Source organism: Sulfitobacter sp. HI0129 (assembly GCF_001635395.1).
Taxonomy (GTDB): domain Bacteria; phylum Pseudomonadota; class Alphaproteobacteria; order Rhodobacterales; family Rhodobacteraceae; genus Sulfitobacter.
Window position 1 is genome coordinate 1 of record NZ_LWGH01001113.1, and the last position, 19,800, is coordinate 19,800.

The following is a 19,800-nucleotide window of genomic DNA, read 5'->3' on the forward strand; positions in this document are numbered from 1 at the left end:
CCTCTTCAACCGCAATCTCGTCGAACGGGTTCATCGACATCTTCACATTCGCGAGACCAACTCCGCTACCGTCCGCCTTAACGCGAACCTTCACGTTGTAATCAATTAGGTGTTTTATAGGTGCAATTATTTTCATTGGCGTTTATCGTCTTGGAAATTTGCAATGGCAGTAACGGCCCGGGTTCCAGGCCGTTACTTGGGATGTGTCTCTGTCAATGGACTTCGGGTCACGATCAAAGACCGAAAGGGCCGCGTTTTCGAGTTCGCTGTGATTGAGATAGACGTGTCTAACCGTGATAGGCTCGGACCAACTCCAAGTGGATTCCTCTGCACGCGTGAGCAAGGAAATCCTACCTTTCTCTACGCGCGCGCTTTGCCATGGGCCGCCACTCGTGCGGCGCATAGTGGTTGGCGCGCCATCATATGCAACAATCATATAGTCGCGCATGGGGGGAATTGCCGCGTCTTGTCGCTCATAACGATAGCCCTTCAGGGTAATGCCGTTCCAGTTGCACCCGGAACTGTCCAACGTAGTCGTGCCGGGAATCCATTCGGGTATCCGGTCCGGTGATATGAGCAGTCTTTCCATCTTGGCCTCCCTGAACTTTTTCACGATCGTCCGCTTGAGCTGAAATTTCGGCTTAGGTCGTCTCGCGCATCCGCGGTTCTTCTCGAACGATATCCGCTTGAGTCAATCTATCGATTTCAGCTTCTGTCAGTCCAGCCTCGCTAAGCAACTGCCTACTATGCTGCCCGAAGCGAGGCGGTGCCGCGCGAACCGCTCCGGGGGTACGCGACAAGCGTGCTGGCACGCCGGTGCCGCGGTAGGTGCCTACTGATACCACCATGCCGCGATGTCGGGTGTGTGGATGCTGCAACGCTTCATTCACATTCCGAACGACTCCGGCGGGAATCCCAGCTTTCAAAAGCACGGGCTCAAGTTTCAAGGCGTCATGTTGCACCAGGCACTCTGACAAGACCTCTGTCATCTCTGACCGATGCGCAAGACGCGCGGCATTGTCGGCAAATCGTGGATCGCAGGGCACCTCAGGTAGGCCAAGCACGTCACAGAGTTTTGCGAACTGACCATTGTTACCGATAGCCAGATAGAGTTTGCCATTACTTGTTTCGAACATGTCGTATGGTACAATATTTGGATGCCCATTGCCGGTCGCCATTGGTATCTGTCCGGACATGAGGGAATTAGCCGCTTGGGGATGCATCATGCTGATCGCGCAATCATATAGCGGCACTTCGATGGCTTGGCCCAATCCGGACCGGCCCCGTTCCAAAAGTGCGGCGAGAATAGCGTTACAGGCGATCAGACCGGTGCCGATGTCCACGATGGGCGTACCCATGCGTGTCGGGCCTTCGGAGGGATTGCCGTTGATGCTCATGAGGCCCGTCATAGCTTGTACCACGGCGTCATAGCCGGGAAAACCGCCAAGTGGGCCATCGGAACCAAATCCAGTCACGTGGCAGAGTACCAGTCTAGGAAAACGTGCCCTGAGAACATCATCATAACCAAGCCCCCATTTTTCAAGAGTACCAGACTTAAAATTGTGAACTAAAACATCCGCATCCTGAAGAAACCGCAAAATCAGGTCGCGCCCTTCCGGTTGCTGCAGATCGATAGCGATGGACCGCTTGTTGCGGTTGGCGCCAGAGAAATAGGCGCTGAGTTCATCATTGAAAGGCGGGCCCCAACTGCGGGTCTCGTCGCCCAGAGGCGGCTCCACCTTGATGACCTCAGCGCCATGATCCGCAAGCATTTGGGTGCAGTAAGGCCCGCCCAGCACGCGGCTGAGGTCGACCACCTTGATCCCGTCCAATGAGCCAGCCATCAAAGCGCCTCCTGATAGAGGCGCGACACATCTTCGGCTGTCATGTCGCGCGGGTTGGTCTCCAGCAATCGCGTGATACCGGTCACGACCTCATTAGCCATTCCGGGAATGGCTGCCTCGGTCACTCCGACACCAGAAAGTCGAGACTCAAGTCCGCTTTCGACTAGCATCCGTTCCATCTCGTCGATCAGGCCATAGGCCGCAGCCGCATCAGAGTTGAAAGGCCGCGAGGGCAGTAGTAACCGCGATAGACGAGCATATTCAGCTTCTGCAACGGGCATGTTGAACCTCATCACTGGTCCTGCGACCAGAGCGTTTGCGTGCCCGTGAGGAACTTTGAAACCTGTTCCCAGTGGGTATGACAAGGCATGAATCGCCCCCACGCTGGCATTAATGAAGGCCATCCCAGCCAGTGTCGCCCCCAACAGCATGGCCTCTCGCGCTGACAGGTCCGAAGGCGTTTCCATGACGATTGGTAAGTTCTGACCGAGAAGCACCAGCGCTTTGTCCGCCATTCCATCGGAAATGGGATTCTTTCTGGTGCGACTGGTTACTGCCTCAATGGCGTGAACCATTGCGTCTAACGCCGTGGCCGCTGTGATGTGACGAGGCATTCCCAATGTTAGCTTTGCATCTAGCAAGGCAACGTCAGGCAGAAGCTGCGGTGCATATACCGCTTTTTTTTCGTGGCTTTCCGAAGTCAGCACGGACACCCATGTTACCTCTGATCCGGTCCCTGCCGTGGTTGGCACCTGGATCAGTGGCAAGCGTTTATCGGTGACCTGATTGATCCCGATCATGTCCGTAATCGGTTGATCGTTGGCTACCGCCGCTGCGATGACCTTGGCCGTGTCCAGTGAACTGCCGCCGCCAAGTCCGATGATTCCGTCAGCACCAAAGGCCCGCGCGACCTCTACCGCGGCCTCGACGACAGCGATCGGGGGGTCCGCTTCGACTTTATGAAAAATCTCAACCTCGATGCCAGCAGCCCTAAGTGCGGCGGCTGCCTCGTCCGCAAAACCACAGGCCAATATGCCCGGGTCCGTCACGACCAGCGCACGGGTGCAAGACAAATCTTGCATCAGGCTGCCGATCCGGCCAAGCCCACCGCTCTCGCAGACGATCCTCGGGGTGGAAAGGAAATTGAAGTCCATAGTTTGTCTTCGCTCCTGTTAAGCTGCTGCAGTGCGGATCATATTCCGCGCGATCAGTATTTGCTGAATCTGGGTTGTCCCCTCGTAGATGCGGAAGAGACGCACATCGCGATAGAAGCGCTCGACCGCATATTCGGCCATGTATCCTGCACCGCCGTGGATTTGCACTGCGCGATCGGCCACTCGACCTACCATCTCACTGGCAAACATCTTGCAGCAGGCAGCATCAGTCGACACGTTCTGACCAGCGTCCTTGCGGCGTGCTGTTTCTTCGATCATGCAACGCGCTGCGAAGGCCTCGGCGCGACTGTCAGCCAGCATGGCTTGGATCAGTTGCTTTTCAGCGATGGGTTCACCGAATTGTTTGCGTTCCATCGCATAGGATAGGCTGTCACGGATCAGCCGTTCGGCGGCGCCCACACAGACGGCAGAAATATGCAGTCGGCCCCGATCAAGGACTTTCATTGCCGTTTTGAAGCCCTTGTTCAGACGGTCCGGCCCGCCGATGATGTTCGAGGCAGGCACGCGGACATTGTCAAGGATGACGTCGCATGTGTGCGAACCCTTCTGCCCCATCTTCCTGTCAGGCTGGCCAAGCGTTATGCCCGGCGTCCCTGCCTCGACGAGAAAAGCGCTTACGCCGGCAGAACCTTTCACCTCTGGACTGGTCCGGGCAAAAACCGTGAATAGATCGGCACGCGGCGCATTGGTAATGTAGCGCTTCGTGCCGTTCAGTAGGAAATCGTTTCCATCACGCCGCGCAGTGGTGCGCAGACCGCCAGCATCCGAACCAGCATCTGGCTCGGTTAGGGCGAAGGATGCGATCATATCTCCGGAGGCGAGAGCTGGTAGATACTTCGCCTTCTGCTCGTCGGTTCCATCGATGATGATTCCCTGCGAGCCGATCCCGTTGTTTGTGCCAACTAGCGACCGGAACGCAGGCGAAGCCTGGCCAAGAACGAAAGCGGCTTGCACTTCCTCTATCATCGACAAGCCAAGCCCGCCGAAATCCTCCGGGATCGACATGCCGAAAAGGCCCATCATGCGGATTTCATCGACCAGCATAGGCGGAATCACATCTTCATCGGCGACGCGATCCTCGTAAGGGATTAGTCGCTCTTTCACGAAGCGGTCGAGCGCGTCGAGAAACTGGGAAAGGGTATCTGTATCAAGGGCCATAATGCTCTCTATTGTTCAGGGTGCGACCGCCGCAACGCGGCGGACAAGATCGACAAGGCGGTGCGCGACATCGCTTTCGATCCAGTCGCGCGTAAGGGTTTGCGAAGGACCGCCGCAGTTGAAGGCAATGATGGGTGAGCCGTCCGTCGGCACGAAGGGCACTGCTACTGCGTTCACATCACGTTTCCACTCCGTGAAGGACGTGCAATAACCGTACTGTTGGTAGTCTTCGATAGCTGCTTCGATTCCGGGCTGCACATTCGGCCAGTTGTCACCCTCACGTTCCTCCACAAGGGCCAGAATTCTGGCGCGCTCATCGGGGCCGTGTGCCGCTATGCAGGCGCGACCAACCGCGGTAGTGGCCAGTTTAATATGGGCACCAATCTCAATCGCCAGCGTGACGGCGTTGGTGCCCTTGCACCGCTCTAGATAGACCATCGATAGTCGGTCACGACTGGCCATGGCCACCGGCATACCTGTGTAATCGGCTAATTCCTGCATAAAGGGCTTTGCGAGTTGCCGCAGCGGAATCCCTGCAAGGCAGGAGAAACCCAGCGAAAGCACTGGAGGGGCCAGTCGATAACGTGCTGTATCCGGATCGTAGCTGAGGTATTCCAGCTTGTTCAGTGTATAGGCCAGCCTTGAGACCGTCGATCTGCTCAGGCCAGTGCGCTCGGCCATCTCACCGTTCCCCAGAGCCTCCCCTTCCCGCCGAAAGGCCCGCAACAGCTCCAAGCCGCGCGCCAACGCCGTGACAAAATCGCGGTCCTGTCTCTCGGCATCCTTGGTGCGGTCTTTCCTTGGTCTCACGGCATCCCTCCTCGGGAAGAATTATGCGTCTTGAAACACATCTAAACGATCGATAACGTCCGCGTCAATACTGCAGTAAACTTTTCCGCTATGCGGAAAACTAAGGTCATCCACCTGGCCCCCTTCGTGCCGGATCCTGCGGATGACACAACTAAGCGAGGGCATAACGCCATGAAAGAAATGAATTATCCGACCATCCAGCACCTCATCGGACGGGACTGGATCGCTTCTCCCACCCCGGAGGATCGTGCAGTCATAAACCCTGCAAACGGGCAAACTATCGGACAGATTCCGCAGGCTAGCGCCGCAGATCTAGACCATGCGGTTCACTCGGCCGAATCAGCTTTTCGCCGATGGAAAAACAGTTCTCCCATGGAACGAAGTGCGATTTTGCGGCGGTTTGCCGACCTGCTGCGCCAAAATGACAGACTGATCGCTGGCTGGATCACACTCGATGAAGGCAAGCCGCTGGTTGAGGCTTTGGCTGAGGTCCGCTCCTCGGCTGACCACGTCGACTGGCACGCCGAGGAATGTCGGCGCATTTATGGGCGCATCATTCCATCACGCAGCCCGCGGGTACAGCAGCTTGTCGTGCGCGAACCGATAGGCGTCTGCCTTGCCATCACGCCTTGGAATTTTCCGCTGAGCCAAGCGGTACGCAAGGTCGCGGCGGCGCTTGCGTCAGGTTGCACGATGATCTTGAAAGCCCCGGCAGAGGCTCCGGCGGGCTGCATGGCAATTGCTCGCTATCTGCTGGATGCAGGCTTGCCCGAAGGCTGTCTGAACCTTGTCTGGGGTAATGCGGCCTTCATTTCGGAAACTCTTATTGCGCGCCCCGAGGTGCGCAAGGTCACCTTCACCGGTTCGGTCGAGGTGGGCAAACATCTGGCAGAATTGGCTGGCCGCCATATGAAGCGGGCGACGATGGAACTCGGCGGTCACGCGCCTGTATTGGTGTTCGACGACGCCGATGCCACGGCCGCGGCGCGCGCCTTGGCGGTCAACAAGCTGCGCAATGCAGGCCAGGTGTGCATCGCCCCAACCCGGTTTTACGTACAACAAGGCATCTACGACCGATTTCTGTCCGAATTGGTTTCAGCATTTGAGAGCGTAAAGGTCGGCGATGGTTTAGCCGAGGGCACACAGATGGGGCCATTGTGTCATCGCGGACGCGTGAATGCGATGGAAAAGCTCGTCGAGGATGCCCGCGAAAACGGTGCACGGGTGTTGACGGGAGGCAAAAGGATTGGGAATCATGGTAACTTCTATGCCCCGACAGTCGTCGATACGCCCAACGACGACATCGACTTGATGCGCGAAGAACCCTTCGGACCGATTGCTGTCGTCTCGTCTTTTCGTGACATAGAGGACGGTCTGTCGCGGGCCAACGGGCTACCCTTCGGGCTGGCATCCTATGTCTTTACCAATTCGTTGGAGCGTGCAGATAAAGCAGCTGCGGGTTTGCAAGCAGGTATGGTAAGCATCAACCAGTTCGGCCTGGCTCTGCCCGAGACTCCGTTTGGCGGCGTAAGAGACAGCGGCTATGGGACTGAAGGCGGGACAGAAACCTTCGAAGGCTATCTCATTACCAAATTTATCTCGCGCAATCGAGCGCCAGTGCTGTGAGGATGCCCATGCCTGTTGAATTAAGCTTCTCAAATGGCGCAGCAATTCTGACCATAGACAATTCGCCGCTTAACCTAATCAACGCGGAGGTTCGGGCTGGAATACAACACTGTATCTTCCAAGTCCTCGAAACTGGTGCTACCAGGCTGATTATCACCGGCGCAGGAACGACGTTCGTCGCGGGCGCGGATGCGAAGGAATTCGGACAGTTGCCTGTTGATCCACAACTAAATGACGTGCTGTTGCAACTTGCGCACCTTCCGATTCCGACTATCGCAGCCATCAACGGGGCTGCGCTTGGTGGGGGACTAGAGATTGCTCTGGCTTGCTGCTATCGAATCGCCTCAACTTCTACCAAACTGGGCCTGCCAGAGGTAAACTTGGGGATCGTGCCTGGCGCAGGGGGAACCCAAAGACTGCCGCGACTTATCGGTATTGAAGCTGCGCTTGACATGATCGTCACCGGGAAGGCTGTTTCCGCCGAGCAGGCACTGAAAATAGGACTGATCCAGCTGCTAGCCGATGACCCGCTTGGCGCGGCCATAGCTCTCGATGACGCTGTTCTAGAGGCGGCACAGGCACCCGACAATCTTCCTTCACCAATGCCAAACCACTTCGCAGCGGAAGTCGCCCGCGCGCAGGTAGCGCGGCGTATGCCTGGCCAGAATGCGCCGCATGTTGCGGTGGACCTGGTCGCGGCCAGCGCGATGACGCCGCTGCACGACGCACTGGCCAGCGAGCGCGCTGCGTTTTTGGACCTTCGTGCCTCGGATCAGGCGCGGGCCCTTAGGCACGTTTTCTTCACCGAGCGAACCGCAACCAACAAGGGGCGCACCTACCCCCGACCTTCCCGAGATGCTGAAACCGCCATCGTGGTCGGTGGTGGCAATATGGGAGCAGCTATTGCGTACACGCTAGCGACCGCAGGGATCTCGGTGACTGTCGTCGAACGCAGTGCCTCGTCCGCAGAGTGGGCCAGAGAAAACCTGCAAAAGCTGATTGATCAGGGTATCAGTCGCGGCATTCTGTCCCCCGATGCGGGAAAGGCGGTTGAGGACCGGCTGGTTACGGTCTCAGGCTATGACGCTCTGCCACCAACCGATCTAGCAATCGAGGCGGCCTTCGAGGATTTTGCGGTCAAGAGCGCGATCTTGACCGAACTCGAAGGTGCTCTGCCGCCCGAGACGATTATTGCCACAAACACATCCTATCTCGATGTAAATCGGCTTTCTGATGGGTTGAAGCACCCAGCACGCTTTGTAGGGATTCATTTCTTCAGTCCTGCGCATATTATGAAGCTTCTGGAAGTCGTCAGGAGCGACCGAACGTCAGACGATACATTAGGTGCAGCATTTGTGCTGGCGCGCAGGCTTGGTAAAATCCCGGTACTGTCTGGTGTTTGCGATGGCTTCATCGGAAACCGAATTTTGTCTAGCTACCGTCACGCCGCTAATCGCCTTCTGGTGAAGGGGGCTATTGTCGACGAGATCGACGCGGCTATGCGCGGATTCGGTATGGCGATGGGTCCATATGCTGCACAGGACATGTCGGGGCTGGACATCGCCTACGCGAATATCCGTCGCAAGGCCGCTGCAGAAGGGAACTGCTGTGGTCACGTGCCCTTGGTCGAGCGGTTGGTCGAAAAGCACAAACGCCTAGGACACAAATCGGGCGCCGGATGGTACGACTATGGGCCGGACGGCGAACCCTCACCTTCGGAGCTGGTCGCTAGCGAAATACTCCGTGTCTCAGAAGAAATGAACTTCACTCGCCGGGAGTTCTCAGCTGACGAAATCGTAGAAAGGCTCTTGCTCGCAATGGTGGCGGAAGCCTGTGATATCCTTGACGAAGGGATCGCAGAAAAACCGCAAGACATCGACCTAGTAATGATTCACGGCTACGGATTTCCCCGCTGGCGGGGAGGCCTGATGCACCACGCCAAAAATATCGGCAAGGATCGGTTGGCCGCGCTCTTTAGCGCGCTTGTCAAAGAGGATCCTTGCGACTGGAGGGTGCCTCGTTATTTAGAAAGGGTTTTCGCGACCTGACAGTCAAAGTCCCGCGCCATAAGGCGCTGCCCCAGCAACTTAACACAGTGCATCTTCGTCTCGACGCGGCTTCGGCGGTGGTATCCGCTCCATCGTCGCCAGAGCGCGCGGGCCAGGTATTTCGCCGCGCGCAGGGCCTCGTTTCGCGCCACGGCTCCGGCGGTGATGGTCTTCCATGACTTTGCGTTCTTGCGTGGCGGGATAACGGCGTGGACGCCACGGTCCGCAATCGCGTCGTGGCATTTTCGTGTGCCATACGCGCCGTCAGCCGTGACACTGCTGGTCTGCCGGGATCTGTTCAAGAAGGTCGGGTAACACTGGCGCGTCACCGATGTGGCTCCCGGTGATCTCAACAGCGCGCACTTCCAACGTTTGCTCGTCGACCCCGAGGTGGATCTTGCGCCAGACCCGTCGCTTGGGGCCGCCATGCTTGCGGGCATGCCACTCACCTTCACCTTCAACCTTGATCCCCGTGCTGTCCACCAACAAGTGCAACGGCCCCTTGGAGCCGCGATACGGGATGTTCACGGCCAGGGTCTTCTGGCGCCGGGACAGGGTGCTGAAGTCGAGCACCGTCCAGTCGAGACCGATCAGCCGCAACAGGCTCTCGACGAACCCGGTCGCCTGTCGCAAGGCCATGCCGAACAGGACCTTCATCGAAAGACAGGTCTGGATCGCGGCGTCGCTGTAGCTCTGCTGCCGGCCCCTGCTGCCTGTCGGCACGGCCTCCCAGCTCATCTCGGGGTCGAACCAGATCGTCAGCGAGCCACGGCGCTTGAGCGCTTCGTTATAAGCGGGCCAGTTCCTGGTCTTGTATGTCGGGGATGTCGGTCTGCTCATGCACCTCAGCTACCACGCTGGATTCATAAGATGAATCCCACACGGGATTTGTGCAACAGAGCCTAGTAACGGGCATATCTGCCTCACGACAGGCTGAGCAAGATCATACAATTTCCAAAGCGGGAATGTTCAATACATGGCGCATTTTTCGCCCTTAATATGAGGTAATTGGCGTATGCCGTTGGCCGTTTGACGTCTTCGAGATTGGCGACGTCAGGTGGTGGCTTTGCCAAATGTTATGCTTGGGAGGATAAACATGGAAATCAGTAGAGAAGCCGATACGCTGCGGGCGCTTTATCAGAATTGGACCGATCAGATGGTCGAGAACCCAGACCTGACGATCGCGAACCTGCGCAGCATGTTCGATGAATGGGGGCAGCCCGCACTAGAGCCGGAAAACGTTAGCTACAAAAGCGATCATGTCGGAGGAGTTGAGGCTATCTGGGCCCTACCAGCCGGGGCAGATACCTCGCGTGTAATTGTTTACACTCATGGTGGCGGCTTTGCCGTCGGCTCAGCCGATAGTCATCGAAAAATGGCAGGGCACCTCGCTAAGGTACTTGGGGTTACGTCGGTGATCCTGCACTATCGGCGCGCACCCGAGCACCCATTTCCGGCGCAGATCGAAGATGCAGTAGCCGCATACAAAGCGCTGCTGGATAAGGGGTTCAAGGCAAGAAATATTCTGACCGCTGGCGACAGTGCTGGCGGCAATCTTGCCATCGCCAGCGTGCTGAAATTACGCGAACTTGGGTTGCCACTGCCCGGAGCGGTCATCGCCTATTCGCCCTGGCTCGACATGGCGATGCGCGGGGAAACACTGGAAACCAACGCGGAAACCGATGCGCTAGTCGGCAAACCGATCCTCGAAGCGATGGCGGGGATGTTCCTCGGTGAAGGCACTGATCCGCTTAATCCGTTGGCCAACCCGCTGGAGAACGATTTCACCGGTTACCCGCCGCTTTATATCAATGCCGGAGGGGCCGAGACGCTTAAGAGCGATGCCGAACGGTTGCACGAAAAGGCCAAGGCGCAGGGCGTAAACGTGACCCTGTCTATCGTCGAAGGCATGCAGCATGTCTTTCCCGCGCTTTCGGGACGCGCGCCCGAGGCGAACGAGGAACTTGGTCGCATCGCCGCATGGTATCGGGCCCTCTGACACCTGTACTCGCACTGCATTGCGGTGCGGTGCGAGACAAACCCCTACGACACATTCATCTGGCATCTCACCCGCAATCTGCGGGGCGGAGCGGTCTTACTCTGGGAGGAGTGACATGAACATTCAGACTGAGAATACTAAAACGGTCGGAGCGGATTTCGACGCAGTCGTCATTGGCGCGGGCTTCGGCGGGCTTTACGCCGTCCACAAACTTCGCAACGAGCAGGGACTGAACGTCCGGGGCTATGACAGCGCCAGTGACGTTGGCGGCACCTGGTGGTGGAACCGATATCCCGGTGCGCTGTCAGACACGGAAAGCTATGTCTACCGCTATTCTTTTGACAAAGAGTTGCTTCAAAAAGGCCGCTGGAAAACCCGGTATCTGACCCAGCCCGAGATCCTCAAATACATGAACGAGGTGGCGGATCATCTCGATCTCCGACGCAGCTACAAGTTCGACACCAAGGTGGACGGCGCGCACTATAATGAAAAAACCGGTCTCTGGAACGTGATCACTGATAGTGGTGAGACAGTTACCGCCAAATACCTTGTCACTGGCCTCGGTCTCTTGTCCGCAACGAATGTTCCAAAATTCAAGGGCATCGGTGATTTCAAAGGCCGTGTCTTACACACAGGTGCCTGGCCCGAGGGCGTGGACTTGAGCAACAAACGCGTGGGCATTATCGGCACCGGCTCGACCGGTGTGCAGGTTATCACTGCAACGGCACCAGTTGCAAAACACCTGACTGTTTTTCAGCGCTCTGCACAATATGTCGTGCCGATTGGGAACACCCCGCAAGACGATGCTACCATCGCCGAGCAGAAGGCGAACTACGATAAAATCTGGGATCAAGTGAAGAATTCTGTTGTGGCCTTCGGCTTCGAAGAAAGCGTCGAACCCGCCGAAACCACCTCCCCCGAGGAACGGGAGCGGGTCTTCGAAGCCGCCTGGCAGCGCGGCGGTGGTTTCTATTTCATGTTTGGCACCTTTTGCGATATTGCGACCAGCCAAGTGGCCAATGATGCGGCCGCTGACTTCATCAAGGGCAAGATCAAGCAAATCGTGAAGGACCCCAAGGTCGCAGAGAAACTGACGCCGAAGGACCTTTACGCCAAGCGCCCGCTTTGCGGAAACAATTATTACGAGGTCTACAACCGAGACAACGTGACCCTCGCCGACGTGAAGGCCGATCCGATCGCAGAATTCACTCCGAACGGCATACGTCTCGAAAGCGGCGAGGAGCATGAGCTTGACATCGTAATCTTTGCCACTGGTTTCGATGCGGTCGACGGCAATTACGTCAAAATGGACCTGCGCGGACGCGGAGGCGTGACCATGCGCGACACTTGGAAGGAAGGCCCGCTCGGTTACCTCGGCATGATGGAGGTCGACTTCCCGAACTTCTTCATGATCCTTGGCCCTAATGGCCCCTTCACTAACCTGCCCCCCAGCATTGAGACGCAAGTTGAATGGATCGCTGACACGATTTGCGCAATGGAAGAAGAGGGGGTTCAAAGTGTGGAGCCAACCGTGGAAGCGCGCGACGCTTGGGTTGGCACCTGCCGTGAAATCGCCGACATGACACTCTTCCCCAAAGCTGAAAGCTGGATCTTCGGTGCGAATATCCCCGGAAAGAAGAATGCAGTTATGTTCTACATGGCCGGAATTGGCAATTATCGCAATGCCATTAATGGGGTGAAAGATGACGGCTATGCATCTCTGATGCGCAACCGCGTTGCCGAGAAGGCGTGAAAACTCCGCCGGAGCATCCAGAATCTCCGGCGGAACCAATTTATTTTGTCCATGAAAACTAGGGAGAGAGCTATGGAACGGGTATCCGGAAAAGTCGCACTGGTAACAGGTGGCGCGATGGGCATGGGAAAAGCCCATTGTGAAACGCTGGCACGTGAAGGCGCGCATGTATTTGTAACCGACCGTGATACGGAAGCGGGTGAAAGCGTAGTAAAAGGTATCATTGGAGCCGGAGGGAAGGCGGAATTCATTCAGCATGACGTGACGCTTGAAGAAGATTGGAAGAATGTCATCTCCACGGTGCAATCAAGTGCTGGTCGACTTGATGTGCTAGTGAACAACGCTGGCATTCTCATTCTGAAGCCGCTCCACGAAACCTCGCCTGACGAATTTGACATGACGATCAACGTCAATGTACGCGGTGTTTATCTCGGTATCCGAGCCGCGGTTCCATTGATGAAAGAGACCGAAAAAGCATCAATTATCAATATTTCTTCAATCTATGGGATTGTTGGTGCCGCTTCGGCGGGAGCCTACATTGGATCCAAAGGCGCCGTACGGATGTTGACCAAATCCTGCGCAGTCGACCTGGCCGAAAGTGGCATACGTGTCAATTCGATCCATCCCGGTGTCATCGATACTCCCATGACAAAAGATCTGCTACACGCCGACGAAGAGACCCGGCAGGCAATTCTGGGGGCCACGCTGCTCAAGCGGCCAAGCAAACCTGAAGAGGTTTCGAATGCGGTCCTGTTCCTCGCATCGGATGAGTCATCGTTCGTTCACGGAGCAGAGATTGTAGTAGATGGCGGTTATACTGCGAATTGAGATCAATGATTGGCTATCTGCGAAGGACCCCTGTATCCTGAACTGCATCCAATTGCTAGAGAATGAGCTAAAGAACGGTGGAATCGGCCAGAGATTGATCATCGACGCCCTGCGCAGCCAGATCGCCGTTCACCTTCTGCGTCAGTACGCCAAGGTCTCTTTGACCAGCGACGCAAACTCGAACTTCAGCCCTGCTCAAAGGCAGAGAATCATCGATCTCGTTGAAAGCTGCTTAGGTGAAAACCTCAGTCTGGAAGACATGGCCGCATCTATCGGTTTCAGCCAGTTTCACTTTTCGCGTCAGTTCAAGGCGGAGTTTGGGTTGGCACCGTATGCATATGTTTTGCGCAAGCGAATATCGAAGGCCCAGGAGATGCTGAGAAAGGGTAATGCCCCCCTGAAAGTGGTCGCGCTTGACTGCGGTTTTGCAGATCAGAGTCATTTTAGTCGAACTTTTCGAAAAATGACAGGCGCGACCCCCGCCGAGTTCCGGCGCATGGCATAATGACCGGAAAACTATTCCTTCCTATCGCTGTCACGCACCAGAGACAAAGAAATGTTGAGCCCGTAACGCTGCAATGAATGTACCAGAAACAGAATTTAAACCACGATTTGCCTTCGAACGCAGGATTTTCTTTGGCGACTGTGACCAGCTGGGAATCGCCTTTACTGGCCGGATCACGAATTTCGCGCTGGAAGCGATCGAGACTTTCTGGGACGATTTGCTTTCAGGCCGGGGCTGGCTTTTTCTACTCACGGAAAGAAACACGGCCATGCCTTTTGTCTCTATGGACCTACAATTCCATGCGCCGGTGAAAGCAGGCGCGAACCTAGCATGCGAGGTCTATGTGGTCCATGTCGGGGAAAGTTCAGTTGGTCTAAAAGTTGTCGGCCGTCAGCATGACTTGATTTGCTTCGAATGCGAAACGAAGTCAGTTTTCCGAGATGCTTCAACATTTGGTAAAGTCAAAATTGAAAGCTCAATTCGGCAGATTTTGCTCGCGGAAGTGGGTTCGGAAAATCAAACAGTGAGCTAGCAACCTTTGAGGTTGCCACCTGTAATCAAAGAGGTTTTTCGCCCCGTTTGCGTGTGACCGAGTGCAAATTTCTATCTGGCCTTCAAGAACGGCATTTTGAAAAGCTGCGGCCAGAGACGAAGGTCAGCGGATGAGGTCCAAATCTGAAATGCAAGCTTCTTGCGCAGCACAGCCCGGCCCGTAGCGTGGGCCCGGTGAACCTGAATTACATCCTTCACCAAATCAAACCCGCCCATGGCAATCTCTGACATGACCATCCCACTTTATGAATCAAGACAAACCCACCCTGGCGTATTGATTTCGTCGGGGGGCGGTCACATCTTGAGTTTCCTCCGCTGCGACGCCTCAATTTTTTGAGTGGGCAAAGTCGCGATAGGCTGTGACAAGGCGGCGCCCGATCCGACCGACACCGATGTCCCGTTGGCCGATCCGGTTGCAGGGATAGACCCGCGCGTGGTTGCCCGAGGATATGATCTCCTCCGCCTGCATCAGCTCTGCCGGACCGATTGTACGTTCGATGGTCTCGATCCCCATGTCTTTGAGCAAGAGCATGACGCGGCGGCGGGTGATGCCGGGCAGCAGCATTCCGTTCGCAACTGGCGTGTGAACCGCCCCGTCCTTCACAATGAAGATGTTCTGCATGGTGAACTCGGCGACATTCCCGATAGCGTCGAGCATCACCGCGTTGTTAAAACCGGCCTTCCGTGCCGCCGTCCAAGCGAGGGTCGCCTGCGGATAGAGGCACGAGGCCTTGGCCCCCGTCGGGGCGGTCTCGGGGGAGGGTTTGCGGAAATCGGATATCTGTGCGGAAAAGCCGGGTTCGACATCCGGCATCGGCATCGGTTGGATAACCAGCGCAAACCGTGTCGTACCGGGGTCGATCGGCCCGAAACCTTCCTCGATCCAGAACATCGGCCGGATGTAGAGTGTTTCGTTGCCATCGAACCGGTTGGCGCCGTCCCGCGCGAGCCCTTCGATCTCTTCGGGCGTGATCTCGGGCGTCATACCCATGATCAGCGCTGATCGGACCACCCGTTCGCAATGCAGCGCCAGATCCGGGAAGACGCCCTCATAGCGGCGGGCGCCGTCGAAGACCGTATGGGCCAGCCAGGCCGAATGGGTGGTAGCCGACATCAATTGCGCCGGGCCCTTCCGCCAGTCGCCGTTAAAATAACTCCATGCTGTAGATGACATGTTTACCTCAATAATTTCAGGGATCCGGTCAGCGATTTCACGACCTTGGACGGTCCACACAACCCGATCCCGTCGAGCGTTTCCTGCATTAGATCCCGACCAGGGAAGGCGGCCTCATATTCGCTGAAGTGGTTCATTTGCCGGGCGAATTCAGGAAACACGACGATGTCGAGATCGGCCTGCGTTGTCGCGCGCGTCAGCAGAGTCCGGATCTGTTCGGGGTCGGCTTGCAGAATTGGGACCGGCCTGTCGGCGCTAATGCTAATGCGGAGGCCAGTTCTGTCGGCCAAATCGATGCGGCCCAGTCCAGGTTGTCGCGCACCGATGCCGACGGAGATGGTCGCGACCGTGTTGGCGAGAAGGCCTGGTGGCAAGCAGGGGTTGACGATCACCGCGAGCCTGAGATCGCCATCGCCACGAAGCGGGTCGAGAACGGAGCCGGTCAAAACCCGGCCTCTTCTGCACCGGTCACGGTAAGCGCCGCCTCACAGGTTGTCGCAGCAAAGCATGAGTGGACCGGCAGGTCGCCAATTTCGTCCATTGGAGAGACCAGAAGCCTGAGCGTTCCCTCTGCCGCATGGATCGGTCCGACGACCCGTGCAGATAGTGACTGTCTGACAAGACGAATGTCCCCAGAGGTGGGGGTGCCGGTGATGGAGGGTGCGCCGACCAGTCCGAAAGTCGGTGTTCCCAGAAAGCCGATCGGCTCGGCGCTTTCGGTCGATCCAGTCCATTCGGCTTCGATCAACCGGCGGTCCTTTACTGCGACAGTAGCGCCCAGCCTCGTCCCTGATCCCTGTCGACCCGCGGCTGGATGTTCGAGGTCATAAGACCGCCCGATCCGGATCGCGCCGAGCTTCTTGGGAAACCCCTGCATATGGCCGCGGACCATCGAGATGTCTTGGTCGACGAAGATGAACGAACAGAAAAGCCGGGCCTCGCCTTGATCGGACAGCGCTTCGATCAGCAGAAAGAACTCGTTGTATTGCGAATAGGCTGGATCCAGCAGTTCGGAGCCGTCCGTGGTGGCCTGCCATTCGCAGAAATGGCCGAAAACGCGGCCGGACGCGCGGCCGAACCCAGAGGGCAAGAAGCGTTGCGCTACTTCCGCTTCGGTCCGGGCTCCGATTGAGACAATCCGGCCGGCGTAGTGCCATGGCGGCGACGGGACGAGGGCGGAACGTCCTTGAGGTGTGTATGGGCCGGTAAAGCCTTGAAGCATCGTGTTTCTCCTTTTCGCTAAACTTGCCACCCGCCACTTGGAGATACTTGCCTGATTTTTATGATTTTACTTGAAGAATGGGTGGGATTTGCCTATATGAATCCCAAAATGGGCAAGATCTTCCGCAACAGTGGGAGAAAAGTATGAGTTCTGCCGAATCACCGCGACACGGGATACTTGATCCTTCGGATCGAAGGATATTGCGAGAGCTTCAACGCGACGGGCGGATCAATAACAATGAACTCGCCGAGCGGACGGGTATGTCGTCATCTCCTTGCTGGCGCCGCACCCGCAGGCTAGAGGAAACTGGCATTATTGCAGGTTACAGCGCAAACCTTGACCGCAGGAAGATCGGGCTGGGCGTTTTGGTCTATGTGAGCGTACAGATCGACACCCATGGTGAAAGCGACGCGGCCGCATTTGAGAAGGCAATCATCGATCTGGACGAGATCGTGACCTGCCATTCGGTGGGTGGCGGCTCAGATTTTATTCTGTTAGTCGCCTGTCGGGATTTGGACGCCTATGTGTCCGTCGTCAGGGATTTTGGGACAGATTGCGGCCTGAGCTAAGAGAGGATCTGGCTCATCTGGTTGTGGTGATTATGCGGCGGATTTGCGGTGAAGCAAGCGTCGCGTTTCGATGGTCTTTCGTTTGATCCTTTCTCGTTGTTGCAGGATGGTCTGGCCGCGTCCGAAGTAGACATCGGCCGGGGTGAGGTTTTGCAGGCTCTCGTGATAGCGTCGATGGTTGTATTGATCGACAAAGGCATCGATCTGCTGCCTGAGATCACCGGGCAGGTAGTAGTTTTCCAGCAAGATGCGGTTCTTCAAGGTCTGGTGCCATCGCTCGATCTTCCCCTGAGTTTGCGGGTGATACGGAGCGCCGCGAACATGATCCATCTGTCGATCCTCCAGCCAATCGGCCAACTCGCCCGAGATGTAACTCGACCCGTTGTCACTGAGCAGGCGCGGCTTGTGCAGAACCGTCGCCTGATCACAACCCGAAGCCTGTAGCGCCAAGTCGAGCGTGTCGGTCACGTCGCCCGACTTCATCGTCGTGCAGAGCTTCCATGCGATGATGTAGCGACTGAAGTCGTCGAGGATCGTCGAGAGATAGAACCACCCCCAGCCGATGACCTTCAGGTAAGTGAAGTCGGTCTGCCAGAGCTGGTTCGGTCGCGTGGTTTTGTCGTGGAACTCATCTGCTGCTGACAGAACCACATAGGCCGGACTGGTGATCAGGTCGTAGGACCTGAGGATGCGATAGACCGAAGCCTCTGATACAAAATACTTTTCCGTATCAGTGAACTGCACGGCCAACTCGCGCGGCGACAGCTCGCTTTCCTTCAAGGCCAGGTCCTTGATCCTCTCGCGCACCGGCTCTGGAATGCGGTTCCAGACCCGTGACGGCTTGGGACTGCGATCCTCAAGCGCCTCAGGACCACCGGCCAGATACCGGTCATACCAGCGATAGAAGGTGGTTCTGGGGATGCCCAGCTTGTCCAGCGTGCGCTTGGTCGGCAGGTGCGACCCTTCCACCAGCCGGATGATCTCCAGCTTCTCGGATGCAGGGTATCTCATTCGTCGTCCTCCCCATCCGCGATCATGCTTTTTTTGAGCAGCCGCAGTTCCAGCGCCTGTTCGGCTACGACCTCTTTCAGATCACGAGCCTCACGGCGCAGATCTTTCACTTCGGTCGATGTCGCCGCCCGCGCCGTATCGCCCGCCAGGCGCTTCTTCCCAGCCTCGAGGAACTCTTTGGACCAGCTGTAGTAGAGGCTCTGGGCAATGCCTTCTCGTCGGCACAACTCTGCAATGCTGTCCTCGCCCTTCAGGCCGTCCAGCACGATCCTGATCTTCTCTTCCGCTGAATACTGCTTGCGCGTGGCGCGGCGGATGTCCTTGACGACCTTCTCGCCGTGGCTCTGTTTGCTACCGGGTTTCTGTCTCATCTCCACTCCTTGGTGGTTACGATGTGCCAGAAACCCTCTCTTATCAAATCAGCCTAAATTGTCCCATTGGCGCTGACGTCAGACACGATAAAGAGTCAAGAAAAAAACGGTTGTTCGTTTGTAATAATCGGTGACCTAGTGCCAAGCGGATGATATTTTGGGGAAAAATCGTGTAGAATAGCGGTTCGTCTGGAGTTTGACCGTGCTCAAATTAAGTCACTGCCCGGCCATGCAAGAGCGTTATCTCAATCGGTTGCATGGACCGCTTCGTATTGTTTCAATATTTTTCCAGCTCTCTGATGCGGGATGTTGGGTCTGAGGCGGGATTGTCTTTAGTTGTTCAGCTTCACTGATGTGGCATTCGCTGATCAAACCAGCACACACACGTCAACGCACAGTGAAAGCCAGAGAAAGGGAAGCCCGGGTGCCGGGCTTGAAAGGATAGAGAGAGCCTCTTCCGGGTCCGGCGCAACGAGGACCGAACCCATGGCCAAGACCGCAACCCGCCCGAAACCCACCAACTTGAAGAAGACCGAAGCCGCTGGATCGGCAACGCCTGACGCCGCCGCCGACATCCGCCTGATCCCGCTCGACCAGCTGGAGCCAAGCCCTCTGAATGTCCGCAAAGTCGCCGCGAGCGCCAGTGACGACGCCGAGCTTCTCTCCAGCATCCGCGAGACCGGCATCAAGCAGAACCTGGTGGTTCATGCGCTGTCTGAGTCACGCTTTGCCGTTGATGCCGGCGGTCGTCGCCTCAAGGCGCTGAAGCAGCTTGCCGAAGACGGCATCATTCCCTCCGATCATCCCGTGCCCTGCCTCGTCGAAGACGAGCGCAACGCCATCCTCACTTCCGCCACAGAAAACCTTCAGCGCGCAGCCATGCATCCGGCCGACCAGTTCGAAGCTTTCGACAAGATGATCGGCGAGGGTCGCAGCGAGGACGAAATCGCGCTGAAATTCGGTGTCTCCGTCGACCTGGTGCGCCGCCGGCTCAAACTCGCCCGTGTCGCGCCCGAGATCATCGAGCAGTTTCGCGCGGGGGATCTGACCCTCGAATGCGTGATGGCGTTTACGCTGACCGACGACCACGATCGGCAACTGGCGGTCTGGAACGCGGTGAAGGGCGGCTATCACATCCACCCGCAAAGCATCAAA

General features: G+C 56.8%; 17 protein-coding genes and 2 pseudogenes. 9 read left to right on the plus strand and 10 right to left on the minus strand.

Features of this window, described 5'->3' with window-relative positions:
• From A3764_RS23315 to A3764_RS23335, 5 genes and pseudogenes are all read right to left on the minus strand, one after another.
• Window positions 1-136 (minus strand): annotated as a pseudogene (locus A3764_RS23315) (electron transfer flavoprotein subunit beta/FixA family protein); the annotation flags it as partial.
• Between the two features lie 505 nt (window positions 137-641).
• Window positions 642-1,844, minus strand: coding sequence for a CaiB/BaiF CoA transferase family protein (locus A3764_RS23320; RefSeq protein WP_067261940.1), 1,203 nt, complete (start codon window positions 1,842-1,844; stop codon window positions 642-644).
• Window positions 1,844-2,998, minus strand: coding sequence for an iron-containing alcohol dehydrogenase (locus tag A3764_RS23325; protein ID WP_017467063.1), 1,155 nt, complete (start codon window positions 2,996-2,998; stop codon window positions 1,844-1,846). The genes A3764_RS23320 and A3764_RS23325 overlap by 1 nt, the downstream gene beginning before the upstream one ends.
• 18 nt (window positions 2,999-3,016) lie before the next feature.
• Window positions 3,017-4,177 carry an acyl-CoA dehydrogenase family protein gene (locus tag A3764_RS23330; RefSeq protein ID WP_067261942.1) on the minus strand — a complete coding sequence of 387 codons (1,161 nt, stop codon included), beginning with the start codon at window positions 4,175-4,177 and terminating at the stop codon, window positions 3,017-3,019.
• Window positions 4,178-4,192: 15 nt separating this feature from the next.
• A complete protein-coding gene (locus A3764_RS23335) occupies window positions 4,193-4,987 on the minus strand; it encodes an IclR family transcriptional regulator (protein ID WP_067261944.1) in 795 nt (264 codons plus the stop codon).
• Window positions 4,988-5,158: 171 nt separating this feature from the next.
• Between A3764_RS23335 and A3764_RS23340 the strand changes: the two genes are divergently transcribed.
• Window positions 5,159-6,613 (plus strand): NAD-dependent succinate-semialdehyde dehydrogenase, encoded by a 1,455-nt coding sequence (locus A3764_RS23340; protein WP_231886289.1) that lies wholly within the window; start codon window positions 5,159-5,161, stop codon window positions 6,611-6,613.
• 8 nt (window positions 6,614-6,621) lie between these two features.
• Entirely contained in the window at window positions 6,622-8,661 is a 2,040-nt protein-coding gene (locus A3764_RS23345) for an FAD-dependent oxidoreductase (RefSeq protein ID WP_231886290.1), read from the plus strand.
• Here the strand turns inward: A3764_RS23345 and A3764_RS23350 are convergent.
• Window positions 8,649-9,501: pseudogene (locus A3764_RS23350) on the minus strand (IS5 family transposase); the annotation flags it as partial. The gene A3764_RS23345 and the pseudogene A3764_RS23350 overlap by 13 nt on opposite strands.
• Window positions 9,502-9,727: 226 nt before the next feature.
• Here A3764_RS23350 and A3764_RS23355 point away from each other — a divergent pair.
• From A3764_RS23355 to A3764_RS23375, 5 genes are all read left to right on the plus strand, one after another.
• Entirely contained in the window at window positions 9,728-10,660 is a 933-nt protein-coding gene (locus A3764_RS23355; protein ID WP_236628316.1) for an alpha/beta hydrolase, read from the plus strand.
• 115 nt (window positions 10,661-10,775) lie between these two features.
• The gene (locus tag A3764_RS23360) at window positions 10,776-12,413 is read left to right on the plus strand and encodes a flavin-containing monooxygenase (protein WP_067261950.1); all 1,638 of its coding nucleotides are present in this window, start codon (window positions 10,776-10,778) and stop codon (window positions 12,411-12,413) included.
• Between the two features lie 72 nt (window positions 12,414-12,485).
• A complete protein-coding gene (locus A3764_RS23365) occupies window positions 12,486-13,241 on the plus strand; it encodes an SDR family NAD(P)-dependent oxidoreductase (RefSeq protein WP_067261951.1) in 756 nt (251 codons plus the stop codon).
• Entirely contained in the window at window positions 13,219-13,746 is a 528-nt protein-coding gene (locus A3764_RS23370; RefSeq protein ID WP_231886291.1) for a helix-turn-helix transcriptional regulator, read from the plus strand. The genes A3764_RS23365 and A3764_RS23370 overlap by 23 nt, the downstream gene beginning before the upstream one ends.
• A gap of 73 nt (window positions 13,747-13,819) precedes the next feature.
• On the plus strand, window positions 13,820-14,278 hold the full coding sequence (locus tag A3764_RS23375; protein ID WP_007120589.1) for an acyl-CoA thioesterase: 459 nt from the start codon (window positions 13,820-13,822) through the stop codon (window positions 14,276-14,278).
• 345 nt (window positions 14,279-14,623) lie between these two features.
• Here the strand turns inward: A3764_RS23375 and A3764_RS23385 are convergent, their stop codons facing one another.
• Genes A3764_RS23385 through A3764_RS23395 form a run of 3 tightly spaced genes read right to left on the minus strand, consistent with a single transcriptional unit; the run spans window position 14,624 to window position 16,694 of the window.
• Window positions 14,624-15,472: a branched-chain amino acid aminotransferase gene (locus A3764_RS23385; protein WP_067261953.1), complete on the minus strand. Its 849-nt coding sequence runs from the start codon at window positions 15,470-15,472 to the stop codon at window positions 14,624-14,626.
• A 2-nt stretch (window positions 15,473-15,474) separates the two neighbouring features.
• Window positions 15,475-15,918 carry a DUF2000 domain-containing protein gene (locus A3764_RS23390; protein ID WP_017468440.1) on the minus strand — a complete coding sequence of 148 codons (444 nt, stop codon included), beginning with the start codon at window positions 15,916-15,918 and terminating at the stop codon, window positions 15,475-15,477.
• On the minus strand, window positions 15,915-16,694 hold the full coding sequence (locus tag A3764_RS23395) for an acetoacetate decarboxylase family protein (protein WP_067261954.1): 780 nt from the start codon (window positions 16,692-16,694) through the stop codon (window positions 15,915-15,917). Before A3764_RS23395 ends, A3764_RS23390 begins: the two co-directional genes overlap by 4 nt.
• A 143-nt stretch (window positions 16,695-16,837) precedes the next feature.
• Between A3764_RS23395 and A3764_RS24380 the strand changes: the two genes are divergently transcribed.
• On the plus strand, window positions 16,838-17,263 hold the full coding sequence (locus A3764_RS24380) for an Lrp/AsnC family transcriptional regulator (RefSeq protein ID WP_082851132.1): 426 nt from the start codon (window positions 16,838-16,840) through the stop codon (window positions 17,261-17,263).
• A gap of 30 nt (window positions 17,264-17,293) precedes the next feature.
• On the opposite strand, the gene A3764_RS23405 is transcribed toward A3764_RS24380, so the two are convergent.
• A protein-coding gene (locus tag A3764_RS23405; protein WP_150120840.1) for an IS3 family transposase occupies window positions 17,294-18,645 on the minus strand; the annotation gives its coding sequence in 2 pieces (ribosomal slippage) (window positions 17,294-18,309 and window positions 18,309-18,645; 1,353 coding nt in all).
• A gap of 486 nt (window positions 18,646-19,131) precedes the next feature.
• Between A3764_RS23405 and A3764_RS23415 the strand changes: the two genes are divergently transcribed.
• On the plus strand, window positions 19,132-19,800 hold a 669-nt coding region (locus A3764_RS23415), incomplete at its 3' end, for a ParB/RepB/Spo0J family partition protein (protein ID WP_161487542.1).